We start from the raw sequence: 15,722 nt of genomic DNA, 5'->3' as shown, positions 1-15,722 counted from the left end.
CAATCGTCACGGTTATCCCACTTTGGCGAGAGCGGAAAGAACAAGGGGGCGCTTGATGGTGGAGCCTTTCAGGGGCATATGGAGGCAGTGGAGAGAAGTGGTGGATCAGTGGACGGCGGTGGATGCCGGAGTAGGCGTGGTGTGTCCCTCCTTCGACTCGGTCGGAGCCAGGTGAGCCGGATCCAGATCAATGCGGCGCAACAGCTGGGCGTTCAGGGCCACCACGATGGTCGAGGCAGACATCAAGATCGCGCCCACGGCCGGGGACAGCACGAATCCGATCGGGGCGAGCACTCCGGCGGCCAGCGGCACGGCGAGGATGTTGTAGCCAGAGGCCCAGATCAGGTTCTGGATCATCTTGCGGTAGCTGGCCTGGGACAGCTCAATCATCGACAGCACTGCCCGCGGATCATCACTGGCGAGGACCACCCCGGCAGATTCCATTGCCACATCCGTGCCGGCACCGATGGCGATACCGACCTCCGCGCGGGTCAGAGCGGGGGCGTCATTGACACCGTCACCGACCATGGCCACGCTCAAACCCCGGTCCTGCAGCTGAGTGACCTTGGCGTCTTTGTCCTGGGGCAGGACCTCGGCGAAGACCTCATCAATGCCTAAGTCCTGACCGACAGCGTGGGCCACCTGCTGGGCGTCGCCGGTGATCATCGCGACCTTCACCCCGCGGTCCTGCAGGGCTTTCACGGCGGCGCGGGATTCGGGGCGGATCTTGTCCTCGACGGCCACCGCACCGATGATCTGACCGTCGCGGACAATATGGAGCACACCGGCCCCACGCCCGGTCCAGGTGCTGGTGGTATCGGTGAGCTCGGCCGGGGTGGTGAGGTTGAACTCGCGCAGCATGTTCGGCCCGCCCACGAGGATCTCAGCGCCATCGACAGTGGCCCGGACCCCCCGGCCGGAGGCGGCGCTGAAACCAGTTGCACGGATGTGCCGACGGGAGGCCTCGGGATGGGCGGCCGCGGCCGCCACGATGGCGCGGGCCACGGGGTGCTCGCTGTCGGCCTCCGCGGCGGCGGCCAGGGCCAGCAGCTCGCCCTCGGTGACGCCGACAGCTGCAGCGACACCGGTGACCGCGTGCGCACCCTCGGTCAGGGTGCCGGTTTTGTCGAAGAGCACCACGTCGATGGTGCGCATCCGCTCGAGCGCCATCCGGTCCTTGATGAGCACCCCGGATTTCGCGGCCCGCTCGCTGGAGATCGCAATGACCAGCGGAATCGCCAGGCCCAGGGCGTGCGGACAGGCGATGACCAGCACCGTGACCGTGCGTACCACGGCATCGTCCGGGCTGCCGATGATGGTCCACACCACCGCGGTGATCAGAGCGGAGATCAGCGCGAACCAGAACAACAACGCCGCCGCCCGATCCGCCAGGGCCTGGGCCCGGGAGGAGGACTCCTGGGCGTCGGCAACCATGCGTTGGATCCCGGCCAGGGCGGTGTCCCCGCCGGTAGCCTCCACCCGGATGCGGACGGTGTTGTCGGTGGCCACGGTACCGGCGACCACCTTGTCACCGGTGTCGCGGAAGACGGGACGGGATTCGCCGGTGATCATCGCCTCATCGAATTCGGCGGCGCCGTCGACGATGGTTCCGTCGGCCGGCACCCGGGCACCGGCCCTCACCAGCACGACGTCGTCGACGACCAGCTCCGAGATGGCCACGGTGCGGGTGGTCCCGTCGTCGATGACTTTCTCGGCCTCATCCGGCAGCAGGGCAGCCAGCGCGTCAAGTGCGGAGGACGCGGCCCCGAGAGCGGACATCTCCAGCCAGTGGCCCAGCAGCATGATGGTCACCAGCAGGGCCAGCTCCCACCAGAAGTCCAGCTCAAAGCCGCCCAGCCCCAGAGTGGTGATCCAGGAGGCGACAAACGCCACGGTGATGGCCATGGCGATTAAGAGCATCATCCCGGGTTGGCGGGATTTCAGTTCTTTCCATCCGCCCTTGAGGAAAGGCGTTCCGCCGTAGACGAAGATGATCGTGCCCAGCACCGGGGGGATCCAGGTGGATCCGGGGAATGCCGGGAGGTGGTAGCCGAGCAGCTGGGCGACCATGGGGCTAAAAATAACGACGGGAATGGACAGAATCAGCGACCACCAGAAGCGGTCGCGAAACATTGCGGTGCTGTGTCCGGCGTGTTCGCCGTGACCATGAACGTGGTGGTCTTCGTCCATGGCGGAGTGTGGGTGATCGTGGGGCATCGCCTGGCCGTGGGTGTCGGCATCTGCGTGGTGTTCGTGGCTGGCGTGATCCGGGTGGTAGGTGTGGTCTGTTTCCGGAGCGGGGTGATCACCATGGTGATCGCTGGAATGGTGGGGCGTGCTCATGACGTTCCTTCCGCTCAACCCGGTCGGGTCGAGATGATGGGTAAAACTGATCAGGATGAGACGGTGTAGCCGGCCTCCTCGATGGCCCGGCGAACCATCTCCGGAGGTGCGACACCGGTGACCGTGACGGTGGAAACACCACCAGCAGCGAGATTAATCTGGACGTCGTCGACCTGGGGGAGGTCCTGAAGGGCCTGGGTCACGCTTTTCGCGCAGTGCCCGCAGGTCAGGCCGGTGACCTGGTAGCTAGGGGAGGACCCCCCTGCTGACGAGTCGCTGGCGGCAGGGATGGAGGCGGTGTCGGCACGTGAGGCAGGTCCGCAACAGCTGCAGCCGTGGGAGGCCATCGGCAAGAGGCGGGGCGGGGAGGTAATCATGGGAAAGCTCCTACGGGTCGGTGGGATGAGGCGATGCCGCTCTCGAGCGTATACCCCCCGGGGGTATATTTTCAAGGGGTGGAGGGCGCGGTCCTCACGCGGGGCAGGGTGTGGTCACCGCGCAGCCTCCTCACTGTCGGGAGGGGACAGCGGGAGGCGGAGGGTAAACACCGCTCCGCGACCGGGTCCGGGGGAGGTGGCGGTGAGAGTGCCGCCGTGGGCCTCGATCAATGCCTTGGAGATGGTCAGACCGATACCGGCCCCGCCGTCGTCCCGGCTGCGGGCGGCATCCCCCCGGTAGAAGCGTTCGAAGATGTGTCCGAGCTGGTCAGGTGGGATGCCCTCGCCATCATCGGCGACGTGGATGAGCGCGGTGGACGCCCCCTGTCGGTGGACGCTGATCCGGACCTGCCCGCCGGTCGGAGTGTGCCGTAGCGCGTTCGACAGGAGATTGCTCATCACCTGACCGAAGCGTTGCCGGTCCACGAGCACCCGGGCGGTGTCCGTAATGGTCTCGACCTGTAAGTCGACGCCTTTGTCAGCATAAGCTTCCCCCACGGCAGCAGCGGCGGTATGAAGCAGATCCCCGAGCCCTTCCTCCGCCAGGTCCAAATCGATCCGGTGTTCCTGGGCCCGGGACACATCGTCGATGTCTTCCATCAACCGGGTCAGGCGGGTGAGTTGGTCAGCCATGATCGTGTGGGTGGCATTATTCCAGTCCACGACCCCGTCCTGGAGACCATCGAGGTAGACCGTGAGCACCGATAAGGGGGTGCCCATTTCATGGGCCAGATCAGAGAGCATCTGGCGGCGGACCTGTTCGGTGTGTTCCAGCCGGTCGGCCATGGTGTTAAAGGCATGCGCCAGGGTGGTGACCTCGGGGCCTGCTTGTCCGACGGGCACGCGGATACGGGAGTTGCCGGCGGTCAGGCTGGTAGCGGCGCGGGTGAGATCCTGCAGGGAGGTGCGCAGGCGACGCGATAACCACTGGCTAGCCAGCAGGGCGCTGATTAAGGCGGTGGGCAGGGCGACAGCCAGGGTGATCAAGTTGGCGTCCCGGTAGGCCTGCTCGGCATGGAACAGCTCCAGCGAGGGGTCCTCCGGGCCGGTCATCAACATATGATCATGGAACAGGGTCGGGCCCACCATTGTGGCCACGGCCGCGGCCACCAGCAGGCCAATCACCACGACCAACACCTGGGCGGCCAGGAAGCGGAAGGTCAGGCCGGGTCCGTGATTCATGGCTGCCCCACCCGGTAGCCCACGCCACGCACGGTGTCGATAAACCCCCGGCCCCGGGTGTCGGTGCCGAGCTTGCGACGCAAGTTGCCGATATGGACATCGACGATGCGTTCATCACCGACCCACGTGGTGTCCCAGACCTCGGTGACCAGGTCGCGGCGGGTCAGCACCTGGCCGGGGCGCAGGGCCAGGGCAACCAGCAGCTCGAACTCCGTGCGGGTGAGCTCCACGGTTGTCTCCCCCACCTGCACCCGATGGGCGACGGGGTCAAGGATGAGGTCACCAACGATCAAGGGGGTGGTCACCTGCGGTGGGGTGGTGCTGGTGCGCGGGCGGCGCAGCACCGCATGCACCCGGGTCACCAGTTCCCGGATGCTAAAAGGTTTGGTGATGTAGTCATCCGCCCCCAGGGTCAAACCGTTGATCTTGTCGTCCTCGCTGCCACGCGCGGTGAGCATGAGGATGTAGCAGTCCGAGAAGGTGCGTATCCGTCGACACACCTCCAGGCCGTCGAGTTCGGGCAGCCCCAGATCCAGCACCACAACATCGGGGGAAAAGCGACGGGCCTCGTCCACGGCCTGGGTGCCGGTGTGCGCCTGGCGGGTATCGAAACCGGCCCGGATGAGGTAGGAGGCCACCATCTGAGCCAGGGGTTGTTCATCATCGACGACCAGCACCCGCCTCGGGGGCGTGGCGGTGGTCGGTGTGCGGTTAGCCATAGACCCCAGCATCGCTCCGGCCAGGAGGGAATACCACCCTCGCTTAGTGCCCAGCGGGGAAATCTTCATCAAATCTTCAAACATCACCCTTCGACCGCCGTCACCCCTGTGCCCCACCCCGGGCCGGTGGCATCGCCTCCCCTGGTTGGTTCAGCAGGCGCCACCAGGGATTTCACTGCCTGCATCGCATACCCGGGGTGGGTAGAAGGACATCGCCCACGGCTGTGGGGTGGTGTCTCGGTGGTGACCCAGCCCACCGAATTCACCCCCTTTTCGCCCTGTTATAAGGCTGTGAGCAGGGTTTTTGATTTCTAGTTCGTCAGGCACCCGTGCAAGATAAAGGTATGGCATCGGCCTTGAGGCGGTGTCTTCTCACGGTCTTACCACGATCCAAGGAGATTGACGTGAAAAAACGAGCAGCGATCGCAACCGTCGCCCTTGCCCTCGCCCTCGCGGGGTGTTCGGCCGCCGACCCGGAACCCACCGCCGACGGGACGGTGTCCCAGGATGCATTCCTGGCTACCCATGGCCTGGCCGCCATGGACGGGGTGGAGATCATTGATCACCTCGACCGGCAGAAGGTCAATGAGCGTCCCACGGATCTGATCGCCTCAGTGCGTGCCGATGAACTGCTGCTCTCGAGCGATGACCAGGAAGTCGTGGTCGATCTTCCCGACAATCAGACGTATGTCTCGATCGCACCCTATCTGACCTCCACCCACGACTGCTTCTACCACAGCCTCACGACCTGCCAGGGGGAACTCGCCAATGAGGATATCCAGGTCAAGATCACCGATGAGGCGACCGGTGAGGTGCTGGTGGACGAGGCGACAACCACCTTCGACAACGGGTTTATTGGCTTCTGGCTTCCCGATGATGTCACCGGCCTGATTGAGGTCAGCTACCAGGGGCGTACCGGCACCACGGAGTTTTCCACCACCGACGACGGTGCCACCTGTGTCACAGACCTGCGCCTGACGTGATGGCGCAGTCGGCGATCGGCCAGCAGTTCGTCGACGCCGCCGAGGGCGGCACGGTGGGTCAGGGGGTGTCCCCCGAGTAGTGGACACCCCCCTGGTGCGTCATGAGCGCATCCGGCTCCGACGCTACCCAGGCAACCGTCGGACCGTGCACGTGCACGTATGTGCGCAACCGAAGGTGAAGAAAACCGCAAAGGCACCACCGAATCAGGCTGGATAACGTGGTTGTCTACACCTTGAGGGTGGGGGAGAAGGGCAAGAGCGGGCGCACACGGCCAGCAGTGCCTATTGTGGGAAATATGATCGACCTGCTCGTGAGCTCCCCCCTTTTGACCCTCGTTGTCACGATGGCGCTTGGCACCCTCGTGGGTGCGATTCCCTTCGGTCCGCTCCGCTTTGGACCTGCGGGTGCACTATTTGTGGGGCTCGCGATCGGCGCTCTCGATCCCCGCCTCGGAAGCGGCCTGGACCTTGTGGAATCGCTTGGCCTCGCACTTTTTGTGTACACGATCGGCATCGCTTCGGGTGCCTCGTTCTTTCGGCAGATGCGAGCGCAAGGTTCCCTCCTCGTGGGTGGCGTACTCCTCCTTGGCGTTCAAGCGGCACTTTCGCTTCTCACGGGCTACCTCTTTGGGTTTGGAAGCCCCATGGCCGCCGGCATGTTCGCGGGATCGGGTGCCGCGACGCCCGCGCTGAGTAGCGCCAACGAAATCGTTCCGGGCGACACCAATCCGTCGGTTGGTTTCGCTATCGCCTACCCCCTTGCCGTGGTGCTTGGGATGCTGCTCATACCGAAGATCGCGCGCTCGAAGATGAGCGGCAAGAACGACCCCTCCTCCGTCTCGGCAACGGACCTTCTCGACATCACCGTCGAAGTCGAGAACACGATGAAGATCAGCATGATTCCCGGGATCGCTTCCGTTCCCGGCAAGGCTGGTGGCGACCTGCGCATTTCCTACCTCCAACGAGGCGACGAGATTCGCGTCGCGCACCCTTCGGAAACCCTGCACAAGGGCGACCGCGTGCTCATGGTGGGCGTGCCCGATGCCGTTCACGAGGCTGCCGCCCTCCTCGGCCGTGAAAGCGAAACGCACCTCGCGAATGACCGCACGAAGGTGAACTTCCGCCGTTTCGTGGTCTCGAACCCGCAACTCGCGGGCCGTACCGTTGCGGACCTGCACATTCCCACGCGCTTCGAATCGATCATCACGCGCGTGCGTCGCGGCGACACCGACATGCTCGCCCACGCCGAAATGACGCTTCAGCTCGGTGACCGCGTGCGCGTCGTCATGCCGCAGGACCGCCGCAAGGAGCTCACGGAGTTCTTCGGCGACTCCGAAATGCGCATTACCGAGGTCGATTTCTTGAGCCTCGGCCTCGGCGTCGCGATCGGCATTATCGTGGGATTTGTATCGCTCTCAGTAGGCGGCGCGAGCCTCGCCCTTGGAAGTGCCGCCGGACCACTCGTCGTGGGCCTCGTACTCGGGTACATGGGTCGCACCGGTCCAATTGTGTGGACCCTCCCCACGAGCGCGAACCTCACCATCAGGCAATTTGGCCTCTTCATGTTCCTGACCACCGTCGGACTCAAAAGCGGCCAAGCCTTCGCCGGAACTGCCTTCTCCGTGACGGGCTTGCTCGTGGGGATCGCGACCCTGCTCACCCTCGGAATTGCCCTACTTGCGCTGTGGGGAGTCGGAGCCGCGCTCGGACTCAGCGCGGCACGCACCGCGGGTGCCGTCGCGGGTTTCGTGGGCCAGCCCGTACTGCTCAATCACGTGAAAACCTTTGTGGATGATGAGCGCACTGACCCCGGCTATTCAGCGATGTTTGCGGCGGGAATGATCGCGAAGATCCTTTTCGCACAGGCGATCGTGTTGCTCTAAGGATCTTTTCCAGACCCGTCCATGGGCTGCTCAGCCCTGGCGCGTAGGTTCGCCTCATGTTCCAATTTCTCGAGATTATGAATGCGCACAAGAAGGTCATGGTGAAGCCCGAAGACGCGCTTGCCGGCCGTGACGATTACCCGTTCCCGCTGTCCCGCGATCATCTCGTGCTCGACACGGACATGCTCGGCGAGGGCGCGCCGGAAGGAGCACGCGAGCTGATCCTCGCGGGCGGGTGCTTCTGGGGTATCGAACGCATCATGTGGCAGATTCCCGGCGTGTGGACCACCGCGGCGGTGTATGCCGGCGGCTACACGCCCCACCCCACGTACGAGGAAGTGTGTTCCGCGAAGACGGGCCACGCCGAAGCTGTGAAGGTCGTGTACGAAGATGAGGAAGCGCTCGCGCGCGTGCTTACCGAGTTTTGGCAGCAGCACGATCCCACGACGGAGAATCAGCAGGGCAATGACATTGGCACGCAGTACCGAAGCGCGATCTTTTGGACTGATCCCGCTCAAGAGCGAATCGTGCGTGCGTCCCTCGAGACATATCAGGAGGCTCTCACGGCGGCCGCCCGCGGCAGCATCACGACCGTGGTTGCGCCGCTGAGTGAGGCTGGGGCGGGCAAGTACTACTACGCAGAGCCTGAGCATCAGCAGTACCTCGCGAAGAACCCGGGTGGCTACTGCAATCACGGCTTCAACGGCGTCGCGTGTTCCCTTGAAGGCGCACTCTAAGAGGAGTAGGCGTCCCGGGCGCGCCGCAGCGCTTCGCGTTCGGTGATGCCCAATTTTTGGGCGAGGACCTGCACGTCTCGAAATTCAGGTCCGACGGTTGCCACGGAACCGTCGGAACGCGTAGCGATCTTGAAGGCCACCTCCACGCCCTCAACCTCGATCTTTTCGAACCGCCTGGTGAGGATTCGCCTGTGGAGAGGCGCGTAGCGCACACCGAGCGAGCCAGTGAGATCGAGGAGCCGATCGGCGAGGCGGATTTCCTCGCCCAGCCGCGCGAGGGCGTGCACGGTCACGGCGGGGCGGCCGTGCTTCATGATGATCGGGGTGAGCCAGCAGTCCAGTGCGCCGGCCTCGAGCATCGCGTCGATGATGCCGGGCCAAAGGCGCGGATCGGCGTCGTCAACATTCGCCTCGAGTTGCATGACCTGCTCGGGAGTGTCGTGGGCGTCATGCATGGGGGTAGCGCTCCCCGAGGAAGATGCGCACAACATTCGGTCGACCGGGTGTGTCTTTCGTGCCCGCCCCAATACCAACCGCTCGCGTCACCATTTCCGGCATGGGGCCGTAGCTTTCCGCGAGGCCGCGCATGAGGGCAACACCCGTGGGGGTGGCGAGTTCACCAATGCCTGGGGCGACGCCTGCCGGGGGAAGGGCCGCGGCGTGCGGGCCGCCCGCGGCATGCTCGGGCAGCGAGGCTTCATGCTCGTGCTGGTGGTCGTGATCGTGATCGTGCCCATGAGGATGCGCGTGAGCATGGCCGTGATCGTGAGCGTGGTCGTGAGCGTGGTCGTGAGCGTGCGAACGGGGAGGCAAAAGGTCGCCGGCAACCGTCGGCCATCCTTCCGCCAAATAGGCCGTTGCCGGAACCGGCACCGGAATGTCCCCGTGAGCGGCACGAATGCGGCCCGAGCCGACCGAGATCGTGCTGCCGGTCGCTGAAGCGATCCCGAGTTGACGCCACGCCTCGCACGCGCCGATCATGTCGGCGATCGAATCGAGCGCTCCCACCTCGTGGAAATGGACATCCTCGGGGTCAATGCCGTGGGCTCGGCCCTCAGCGTGGGCGAGCAGAGCGAAAACGCGTAAACCGAGGTCGATCGTGCGTTCGGGGACTGCCCCTCGCGCACCCTCGAGCATGTCGCGGATCGAGGTCCACGTGCGGTGCGGCGGGTTTTCCACGAGCATCTCGACATCGACCTTGACGCTGCGCTGCCCGCAGCGGTCCACGACACGAGAGGAGAGTTTCACGGCGTCAGGGATGAGCGAATCGATCACGGACTGCACGGCATCGAGGTCGGCACCCGCATCCACGAGGGCCCCGAGAAGCATGTCGCCCGCGATACCCGCGGTTGCGTCGATCCACGCGATCGTAGAAGAGGAGGCGCTATTGCTGAAGTGCTCACTGTGTCCCATGGCAACCGATTGTAATCCGCGCGATAATGGACACCATGAGCGAACGAGTAAGTCACGTGAAGCCCATTCCCGCCTCGCTAGTGAGCGCCGCCGCTCGCATTGGTGGCCCCAACGACACCCTCACCGACGAGCAGATCGCAAGGTTTGTGGAGGAACAGCTCGCGAACACCGACCTCGATGGCAAGCGCGTGTGCGTGATTATTCCCGACGGCACCCGGTCAGTACCGCTCTCGCGCGTGATGCCCGCCGTCCACGACGCGCTCAAGGATCGCGCCTCCCACGTGACAGTGCTCATCGCGCTTGGCACGCACGCCGCGATGAGCGACGAGCACATCGAGCGGATGCTCGGCACGGGCCCCGGCAAACTCCGCGAGACTTACCCGGCTTTCGAGATCCGCAACCACGAATGGGACAACGAGGCGGAGATCGCGGACCTCGGCGAGATCAGTGCCGAGACCATCGCCGAGCTCACGGGCGGTCTTCTCGATGATGTGCCCATGCGCGTGCACATCAACCGCCATGTGGTTGAGGCCGACGTGAACCTTATCGTCGGGCCAGTATTCCCCCATGAGGTGGTGGGCTTTTCGGGTGGCAACAAGTACTTCTTCCCCGGCTGCTCCGTGCACGACGTCATCGACATCTCCCACTGGGTGGGGGCGCTCATCACGGCGAGTCGCATCATCGGGGCGCTCGGCATCACGCCCGTACGCGAGCTGATCGATGCGGCGAGCGCGCGCATCGAGACCGAAAAATACTGCCTCGCGATGGTCGTGCGCTCCGCGAGCAGCGACCTGCACGCGATGAGCTTCGGGACCCCTGAGAGTGCATGGGCGGCGTGCGCGCAAATCTCGGCCCACACGCACATTCGCTACGTCGAAAAACCGTACAAGCGGATCGTCGCGATCATGCCGGAGATGTACGAAGACATTTGGACGGGGGCGAAGGGCTTTTACAAGCTTGAGCCGGTGTGTGCCGACGGTGGCCAGGTGATCATCTATGCCCCGCATATCACGGAGGTCGCCGCCATGCACCCGGGCCTTCGCGACATCGGCTACCACAACATCGAGTACTTCACGAAACAGTGGGATCGCTTCAAAAACCACCCGTGGGGCGAGCTCGCCCACTCCACCCACGTCACGGGCCTCGGCACCTACGATGCCGAAACCGGCGAGGAGAAGAACCGCGTGCGCCGCGCGTTCGCCACGCAGATCCTGCCGGAGGTGTGCGCGGAGTACAACGTCGAGTACGTGGATCCCGCCTCGCTTGACCTCGAGGCCCTACGGAACGACCCCGATACTCTCGTCGTCGACCACGCGGGTGAGGTGCTGCATCGCCTCGAGAGCGAACGGCAGCCGCTGTGAGCGCACCGCTCACAACCGTGCCTCAGCTGACCGGAGACCTCGCCGCGCGAGCCGAGGCCGCTATGCGCACGCTCGCCGAACACGAGCGCGTTGGCATCGCCTACTCCGGTGGGGTCGATTCCGCGACCCTCGCCGCGCTCGCGGTGCGTGTCCTCGGCCCTGACCATGTCGTCGCACTCCTCGGCGTCTCTCCCTCCCTCGCACGGCGCGAGCGCCGCACAGCCCACGAGGTTGCCGAGGCCATCGGCGTGCGCGTCCGGGAAATTGAGACTCACGAGGGTGAGCGCCCCGAATACATCGCGAATGCCGCGAACCGCTGCTTCTTCTGCAAGGACGAGCTTTTCACGCGCATCGAGGACGAGGTGCTTGACGAACTTGACCTCGATGCCGTGGCCTACGGTGAGAATGCCGACGATGCGAAGCGCCCCGATCGCCCCGGTGCGGGCGCCGCGACGAACCACGCGGTGCTCCGCCCCCTCGCGAGCGCGGGCCTCACGAAGAGCGATGTGCGCGAGGTTGCGCGAGCCCTCGGCGTTCCCGTTGCGGAGAAACCAGCCGCGCCGTGCCTCGCTTCGCGCATTCCCCACGGCGAGAAGGTCACGCCCGAGAAGCTCCGCCAGGTCGAAGATCTCGAGGATGCCGTGTTTGACCTGGGCTTTAGCGACTGCCGCGTGCGCCACCACGGCCGCATCGCTCGCATCGAAGTGCCGCAAGGCGAGCTTGCGCGCGCCGTCGAACCCGAGACCCGCGCGGCCCTCGTGAACGCGGGTAAGAAGGCAGGGTTCCGCAACGTCACCCTCGACCTCGCCGGCCTCCAATCGGGGGCGTTCACGCTCAGCATCATGAACGCGAAGGGAACGCTGTGAGCGCGGAGCGTGGCGCGGGCGCAGGTTCGGGGAAGGGGCCCGACGCCTCCCTCGCCGCCATCGCCAACCTCGACTTCGATCGTGCCGCAAGGCGGGGCGCCCCCGAGGCGATCCTGTGCGACGCGAAAAGCGTGGAGCAGCTTGTGCGAATCGCCCGCGCGATCCGCGAACGTGCCGAGGCCGACGGTGGCGAGCCCGCGCTGCCCACACTCTTTACCCGCCTCGACACCGACAAAGCCGCCGCAATCGGAGAGGAGCTGCCGGGCTTCTTCCATGAGGAAGAAGCATCGCTCGGGGCGTGGCCAGCGTCGGAACCGGACCCCACGGGCGGGCTCGTGACCGTGGCGTGTGCCGGCACGAGCGACCTCCCCGTCGCGCGCGAGGCGGAACTGACAGCGCGCTACCTGGGCCGCCCCACCCGGCTCATCCCCGATATTGGGATCGCGGGACTGCACCGGTTACTCGAGCGCCTACCCGAGCTGCGGGAATCCGCGTGCATCGTCGCCGTCGCGGGCATGGACGGTGCGCTCCCCACGGTGATTGCCGGGCAGGTAGCGTGCCCCGTCGTCGCGCTCCCCACGTCGGTTGGCTACGGCGTCGCAGCCGGGGGAGTGAGCGCAGCCCTCACAATGCTCTCGGCGTGCGCGCCAGGCATCGGCGTTGTCAATATCGACAACGGATACGGCGCGGGGCACCTCGCCGCGCAAATTGCGCGGTGGGCGCCCCGAGAAACCGAGTAGAAATCATCGTTGGAGCTTTACGAGAGCACGCCGAACACGCCGGGCAGGAACATCGTGATCTGCGGAATGAACATCACGAGCAAAAGCCCGATCATAAGTGCAATCAGGAATGGTACGAGTGCGCGAATCACGGGCTCCACGCGTACTTCGCCCACCTTCGCGCCCACGAACAGCACGTTGCCTACGGGTGGGGTGATCGTGCCGATGCACAGGTTAAACGTGATCATGAGACCGAAGTGAATCGGATCCACACCGAGCTGCTCCGCGATGGGAAGGAAGATCGGCGTGAAGATCAAAATCGCGGGAGTGGGGTCCATGAAGGTCCCCACCACGAGAAGAACCGCCATCATGATGAGAAGAATGAGAGTCTTCGAATCGGCGAGCGACAAGAGTGCGTGGGCAACCGTTTCCGGGATCGTCGCGTAGCTGAGGGCCCAACCAAGAGCTGAGGACACCGAGACAAGGAGCATGACCACGGCGGTCGTGCGCGCCGAGGCCGCGAGGATACCGGGCATGTCTTTGAGGTGTAGCTCGCGGTACACGAGACCAAGGATGAAGCAATACGCGACAGCAATCACGGCTGATTCCGTTGCCGTAAACATCCCCGCGAGAAGACCACCCATGACGATGACGATCATGAGGATTGCCGGCACGGCCTTCACAAGCGTCATCGCGGCTACCGAGAGAGGAATGCGCTCGGTGGTGCCGCGAAGCTCGGTGCGCCTGCGCGCCGCGAGCAGGATGACCGCTATGCACGCGAGCACCCACACGAGGCCAGGCCCGTAGCCCGCGACGAATAGGGCGGCAACGGACGTTGAGGACACGAGCGAGTACACGATGAGCGTGTTCGACGGCGGGATCAGCATGCCCGACGGCGCCGAGGCCACATTGACGGCCGCAGCGAACGCAGGGTCATAGCCCTCGCGACGCTGACGCGGGTTCATCGTTGTGCCAACGGCTGCTGCCGAGGCGACTGCAGCGCCCGACACAGAACCGAAAAGTGCATTTGCCACGACATTCGTGTGCGCGAGTGAACCCGGGAGGCGTCCCACGAGCACTTTCGCCGCGTCAATGAGGCGCGTCGCGATGCCACCACTGTTCATGAGGTTGCCCGCGAGCACGAAGAAGGGAATCGCGAGAAGCGTGAAGGAGCTCGACCCCGTGAATATTCGCTGGGCCGCGACGAACACCGCGGAATCCGCGTCAAGAACGGCGATGAGCGCGATGACCGAAGGCAGGCCAATCGCGACAGCGATCGGAGCGCCAATGAGAATGAGTAGAGCAATGCCGATGACAAGAATGGAACCGGCGAGCATTGCGGGATCCACAGCCTACACCTCCGTCGAGTCTGTCGTGTCACCGGTTGTTCGGTGAGGGAAATGAGGGCCAGCATCCGCGCTCTGGCGAGGAATGGCGGGGGCGGGGATAGCGTCGGAAGCTTGAGGCTCGAGGGAAGTGAGAACGCCGTACCTCGCTGCCTCGATCAGGTCCAAGGCTGCCACTACGAGCACGATCGCGCCGCACACGGGAAGCGCAAGGTACATGTGGCCGATCGTGAGGGGCAGCCCCGGAATTGTCTGGGTCCACGTGAGCCCAACGCCTCGGATCCCGCCCCACACGAGGCCGAGACCCGCGAAAAGAGCGATCGCGAGCTCAACGAGAATGGCGAGGAGCTTTTGCACCGCAGGCGGTGCAAGACGAGAGACGATGTCGACGGCGACATGGCCGCGCTCCGCGAAGACGAATGCCATCGAGAACAATGTGAGCCACACGAGCATGTACTGCGCGACAGTTGTCGACCAAGTCGAGGGCTGACCTAGAAGCTGGCGCGCGATGACCTGCCACAGTACGACGAGCACGAGGATGGTAAAGATCGCGATACTCATCCATTTGAGGGTCTCGATGATGCCGCGGCGCAGCGGGGATACTGGCGCGACAGTGTGGGGAGAAGCGCTCGTGGTACTCACTTTGAGTCTCCCTTCGCCGAGTGGTGTTCGCGAACTTTCGTGTAGAGCTCTTCATCCTCCAAGGTCGAGAGGAACTGCTCGGCGACCGAATCGATTGCCGGGCCGAACACCGAAGGGTCGATCTCGTGGATCGTCGAGCCGGCTTCCTTCATCGTGTCGATGGCCTTTTCAGTTTCCGTCTTCCAGAGCTCAACGAAGTAGTCTTGCGCCTTGGCGAAGCAGCTCAGGAAGGCCTCGCGATCCTCGTTGCTCATCTTCGTGAGTGTGTTTTCGCCGGCAACGACGTAGTCGAGACCCACGAGGTGGTTCGTGAGCGTGAAGTGCTTCGCGACTTCATAGTGGCGCTGCGTGACGTAGCTGATTTCATTGTTCTCTGCCCCATCGAGCACGCCGGCCTGGAGGGCCGTGTAGACCTCGCCGTAGGCCATGGGGGTGGGGGAGGCTTTCATCGCGCGCATGAGTGCGATGAATACATCCGATTCCTGCACGCGGATCTTCTTCCCCACGAGGTCATCGGGCGACGACACAGGCGCATTCGTGTACAGGTGCCGCGATCCCTGGGTGAAACCACCGAGCACGCGCAGATTCTTCGAATCCACAAGCGACTCGAAGAGCTCGCCCACGATCGACTCGTCTTTTAACACGGCTGCCTGGTGGTCACTATCGGTAAAGACCCCGGGCAGGTTGAGTGGGCGGAAGCGAAGCGACAGGTTCTCCATCTGCGGGCTAGAAATGACGGCCATATCCACGGCGCCATCGGCGACGAGCTGGACGACTTCCTGCTGAGCACCGAGGCTCTCGTTCGCGTAGACGCGCGCTCCCCAGCGACCGTTCGTGGCGTTCTCGAGAAGTTCCCCGAATTTCGTGAGCGCGAGGTAACTCGGGTGCGTCTCCGTTTGGTTGAGGGATACGGAAAGGACGTGATCTGTGCTCACGCTGCCCTCCGCCCCTCCGCACGCCGCGAGGGTAGCGGCCGCGCCGGCTGCCGTGACGAAGCCGAGAACGGACCTCCTCGAAACGGGGCGGGAGGGGAGGCGGTGACGCCTATCCACCCTCGAAAAAGGGTGCACTGGTGCCATGGTCAATCTCCT

Annotated in this window: 15 protein-coding genes; 6 read left to right on the top strand and 9 right to left on the bottom strand. The window is 64.5% G+C overall.

Annotated features, from left to right (window positions below; genetic code table 11):
* Positions 1-105 precede the first annotated feature (105 nt).
* From D8M36_RS08240 to D8M36_RS08225, 4 genes are all read right to left on the bottom strand, one after another.
* Positions 106-2,343 carry a copper-translocating P-type ATPase gene (locus D8M36_RS08240; RefSeq protein WP_126848152.1) on the bottom strand — a complete coding sequence of 746 codons (2,238 nt, stop codon included), beginning with the start codon at positions 2,341-2,343 and terminating at the stop codon, positions 106-108.
* A 50-nt stretch (positions 2,344-2,393) separates the two neighbouring features.
* Positions 2,394-2,720, bottom strand: a complete 327-nt coding sequence (locus D8M36_RS08235) for a heavy-metal-associated domain-containing protein (protein WP_126848150.1) — start codon at positions 2,718-2,720, stop codon at positions 2,394-2,396.
* Positions 2,721-2,834: 114 nt separating this feature from the next.
* The gene (locus tag D8M36_RS08230; RefSeq protein ID WP_126848148.1) at positions 2,835-3,962 is read right to left on the bottom strand and encodes a sensor histidine kinase; all 1,128 of its coding nucleotides are present in this window, start codon (positions 3,960-3,962) and stop codon (positions 2,835-2,837) included.
* The gene (locus D8M36_RS08225; RefSeq protein ID WP_126848146.1) at positions 3,959-4,681 is read right to left on the bottom strand and encodes a response regulator transcription factor; all 723 of its coding nucleotides are present in this window, start codon (positions 4,679-4,681) and stop codon (positions 3,959-3,961) included. Before D8M36_RS08225 ends, D8M36_RS08230 begins: the two co-directional genes overlap by 4 nt.
* Before the next feature lie 404 nt (positions 4,682-5,085).
* On the opposite strand from D8M36_RS08225, the gene D8M36_RS08220 reads away from it, so the two are divergent.
* From D8M36_RS08220 to msrA, 3 genes are all read left to right on the top strand, one after another.
* Positions 5,086-5,664, top strand: coding sequence for a CueP family metal-binding protein (locus D8M36_RS08220; RefSeq protein WP_126848138.1), 579 nt, complete (start codon positions 5,086-5,088; stop codon positions 5,662-5,664).
* 311 nt (positions 5,665-5,975) lie between these two features.
* On the top strand, positions 5,976-7,547 hold the full coding sequence (locus tag D8M36_RS08215) for an aspartate:alanine exchanger family transporter (RefSeq protein WP_238638429.1): 1,572 nt from the start codon (positions 5,976-5,978) through the stop codon (positions 7,545-7,547).
* Between the two features lie 56 nt (positions 7,548-7,603).
* Complete coding sequence (msrA, locus tag D8M36_RS08210; protein WP_126848134.1) at positions 7,604-8,284, top strand: peptide-methionine (S)-S-oxide reductase MsrA; 681 nt, start codon at positions 7,604-7,606, stop codon at positions 8,282-8,284.
* Here the strand turns inward: msrA and larC are convergent.
* Positions 8,281-8,739, bottom strand: coding sequence for a nickel insertion protein (gene larC / locus D8M36_RS10425; protein ID WP_161970236.1), 459 nt, complete (start codon positions 8,737-8,739; stop codon positions 8,281-8,283). The two genes, msrA and larC, sit on opposite strands and share 4 nt — an antisense overlap.
* Positions 8,732-9,697 (bottom strand): LarC family nickel insertion protein, encoded by a 966-nt coding sequence (locus D8M36_RS10420; RefSeq protein WP_148110245.1) that lies wholly within the window; start codon positions 9,695-9,697, stop codon positions 8,732-8,734. Before D8M36_RS10420 ends, larC begins: the two co-directional genes overlap by 8 nt.
* A gap of 26 nt (positions 9,698-9,723) precedes the next feature.
* Here D8M36_RS10420 and D8M36_RS08200 point away from each other — a divergent pair, with 26 nt between their 5' ends.
* The 3 genes from D8M36_RS08200 to larB are packed head-to-tail and all read left to right on the top strand — an operon-like array spanning position 9,724 to position 12,664.
* A complete protein-coding gene (locus D8M36_RS08200; protein WP_126848132.1) occupies positions 9,724-11,058 on the top strand; it encodes a lactate racemase domain-containing protein in 1,335 nt (444 codons plus the stop codon).
* On the top strand, positions 11,055-11,924 hold the full coding sequence (gene larE, locus D8M36_RS08195) for an ATP-dependent sacrificial sulfur transferase LarE (RefSeq protein ID WP_126848130.1): 870 nt from the start codon (positions 11,055-11,057) through the stop codon (positions 11,922-11,924). Before D8M36_RS08200 ends, larE begins: the two co-directional genes overlap by 4 nt.
* The gene (gene larB / locus D8M36_RS08190) at positions 11,921-12,664 is read left to right on the top strand and encodes a nickel pincer cofactor biosynthesis protein LarB (protein ID WP_446717766.1); all 744 of its coding nucleotides are present in this window, start codon (positions 11,921-11,923) and stop codon (positions 12,662-12,664) included. The genes larE and larB overlap by 4 nt, the downstream gene beginning before the upstream one ends.
* A 17-nt stretch (positions 12,665-12,681) precedes the next feature.
* Here the strand turns inward: larB and D8M36_RS08185 are convergent, their stop codons facing one another.
* The 3 genes from D8M36_RS08185 to D8M36_RS08175 are packed head-to-tail and all read right to left on the bottom strand — an operon-like array spanning position 12,682 to position 15,710.
* Entirely contained in the window at positions 12,682-13,992 is a 1,311-nt protein-coding gene (locus D8M36_RS08185; RefSeq protein WP_126848124.1) for a TRAP transporter large permease, read from the bottom strand.
* A gap of 3 nt (positions 13,993-13,995) precedes the next feature.
* Positions 13,996-14,631 carry a TRAP transporter small permease gene (locus tag D8M36_RS08180; RefSeq protein ID WP_126848122.1) on the bottom strand — a complete coding sequence of 212 codons (636 nt, stop codon included), beginning with the start codon at positions 14,629-14,631 and terminating at the stop codon, positions 13,996-13,998.
* Entirely contained in the window at positions 14,628-15,710 is a 1,083-nt protein-coding gene (locus D8M36_RS08175) for a TRAP transporter substrate-binding protein (protein ID WP_126848120.1), read from the bottom strand. Before D8M36_RS08175 ends, D8M36_RS08180 begins: the two co-directional genes overlap by 4 nt.
* Positions 15,711-15,722 lie beyond the last annotated feature (12 nt).

Origin of the sequence: Dermabacter sp. HSID17554, from assembly GCF_003989295.1 — a bacterium.
Taxonomy (GTDB): domain Bacteria; phylum Actinomycetota; class Actinomycetes; order Actinomycetales; family Dermabacteraceae; genus Dermabacter; species Dermabacter vaginalis.
Note: the sequence above shows the minus strand (reverse complement) of the source record. Positions and strands in the feature narration are given on the sequence as shown.